Source organism: uncultured Cyclobacterium sp. (assembly GCF_963976465.1).
GTDB lineage: Bacteria > Bacteroidota > Bacteroidia > Cytophagales > Cyclobacteriaceae > Cyclobacterium.
On sequence record NZ_CAXBOC010000675.1, the window covers coordinates 1 to 2,225 of the forward strand.

At 40.0% G+C, this 2,225-nt stretch carries 2 protein-coding genes and 1 pseudogene; 2 read left to right on the forward strand and 1 reads right to left on the reverse strand.

What is annotated here, in order from left to right:
• A partial coding sequence (gene hemW / locus AAC037_RS23735) for a radical SAM family heme chaperone HemW (RefSeq protein ID WP_339906122.1) occupies positions 1–721 on the reverse strand: 721 nt, incomplete at its 3' end.
• A gap of 357 nt (positions 722–1,078) precedes the next feature.
• Between hemW and AAC037_RS23740 the strand changes: the two genes are divergently transcribed.
• Complete coding sequence (locus tag AAC037_RS23740) at positions 1,079–1,927, forward strand: SMP-30/gluconolactonase/LRE family protein (RefSeq protein WP_339906123.1); 849 nt, start codon at positions 1,079–1,081, stop codon at positions 1,925–1,927.
• A 53-nt stretch (positions 1,928–1,980) separates the two neighbouring features.
• Positions 1,981–2,225: pseudogene (locus AAC037_RS23745) on the forward strand (hypothetical protein); the annotation flags it as partial.

Genomic DNA, 2,225 nt, shown 5'->3' on the forward strand with positions numbered 1-2,225 from the left:
CTTTGGCGAAATTTGAAATTTCATACTGAATATATCCTGCCTGATTCAAGGTTTTTTGTAAGATTTCAAATTGTTCCGCTTGAAAGTCTTCTGAGGCCTCCTTGAACTTGCCTTTCTCTTCCCAAACGCCAAGGGCGGTTTTAGGTTCCACTGTGAGGCAGTAACTACTGATGTGGTCAGGTTCCTGTTCCAGTGTAGCTGCCAAGTCCCTCTCCCAAAGGCTATGGTCATTGGAGGGGAAACCGTAAATGAGATCCATGGAGAGTGTTTTGAAACCGGCCTTTCTTGCTTTTTTAATTATTTCCTGGGATTCTTTGGCATTATGGGACCTGTTGTAAAATTGCAAGACCGGATCATGAAAGCTCTGTATGCCTATACTTAACCTGTCAATTCCCAGCGAAAGCATCTCAGCTAAAGTCTGCTCATCCAAATCGTCAGGATTCGCTTCTAGGGTAGCTTCCTGAAGCTTACAATCAAAATTGTCTAAAATGGTGTCCCAAATTTTTTTCAATTGGGGAATGGATAAAATGGACGGTGTTCCTCCTCCAAAGTAGATGGTTTCAATGGGGCCTTTTTGGTTCAGGTAATTTTTTCTTTGGCTCAATTCCAAACAAATCATGTCTACCATTTCACTTTGATTCGATCGATTGGTGCTAAAGTGAAAATCACAATAGGTACATGCTTGCAAACAAAAGGGTATATGAATGTATATGCCCGACATAAAACAGGGTTAGATATTTAGAAATGGTTGCCTTTGCTGTCCGCTATGCATTGTAGAGCAATGCATGGTCTTGGGGTTTAAAATGCGCTTTTCAATAAATGTAAAGCCTGCTGTTGTAAGTTTGTGTTTTTGTAATTCCGGGTCAAAAACGAAATGCTTTTGCTGATTATTTACCTACAACTCTTTTGCAAAGGTAAAGATAATTGGGCTTAGGTTTTAGTTTTTGGTGATAATTGCCTTAATTTTGTAACGCTCAGAAAAAAAGAACCCTAACCATTACCTTTCATGAATATGAATCGAATATTTCCGTTGATTTGTTTAATAAATTTTATTTTGTCAAGCCAGGTTTTTGCCCAGATGGATGTTAAAAAAAGTCTGGTTGGGAAAAATGTTGAATTGGTTAAAGTGGCTGATGGGTTTGGGTTTACCGAAGGGCCTGCCGTAGACCGTGAAGGTAATGTGTTTTTTACCGACCAACCCAATAATAAAATTTACCAATGGAAATTTGGTACCGGAGAAATCCTTGAATTTACTGATGAATCAGGAAGGGCCAATGGCTTGTACTTTAATAGAGAAGGAGAGCTGCTGGCTTGTGCCGATAAGGATAATCAACTTTGGTCTATTGATAAAGAAGGGAATACCAAAGTGTTGATCGAGAATTTCAAAGGGGAAAAGTTAAATGGTCCCAACGATTTGTGGATTAACCCCGACCCTAAGGGTGGAATTTATATAACCGACCCTCTTTACGAAAGGAAGTATTGGGATAGAGATCCGGCATCTCAGCAAGGAGGCAATCACTTGTATTACTTAGGAAAAGATGGCCTACAGTTTTTTAGAGTGGATGAAAACCTTGTCAAGCCAAATGGGATTGTGGGAACCTATGATGGGAAAAAGCTTTACGTCGCAGACATAGGAGCGAAAAAAACCTATGTGTATGATATTGAGGAGGATGGATACCTTACCAATAGACAAGTCTTTGTTGAAATGGGATCAGACGGAATGACCATTGATCATAGGGGCAATGTGTACCTTACAGGTGATGGAGTCACCATTTTTAATAGCAAGGGGGTTAAAATTGGGCATATACCGGTTGATGAAAAATGGACTGCTAATGTTTGTTTTGGAGCAGGTGATAGAAAAACGCTGTTCATTACTGCTTCTGAAGCGGTATATACCCTTCAGATGAAGGTGAGGGGTGTTTGGTAAAGCGTACCTTCTATATTTTTTTTGCTGTATGCTCATTTGTTGCATTCACAGGAATGGCTCAAGATACAGCCTATACGCTTCATATAAATCTTCTGCAAGAAGGGGAGGAGATCAAGCAAATGAGCCAATCCTTTGAGGATAGTTTGCAAATGCTTAGCTATACAGAGGCTATAGTGGATTCTTTGCAACGAGAAGGATACTTTTATCCGGAACCTGAAATAAACTTAAAGAAAGGAGGGGGAATTCAGCTATCCATAGAGATAGGTGCACAGACCCGTTGGTTTTCTATAGGTAGAGG

What these genes read in the sequence shown, in the direction of transcription:
- AAC037_RS23740 (WP_339906123.1), top strand. Translation starts at nt 1,079, where the DNA reads ATGGATGTTAAAAAAAGTCTGGTTGGGAAAAATGTTGAATTGGTTAAA.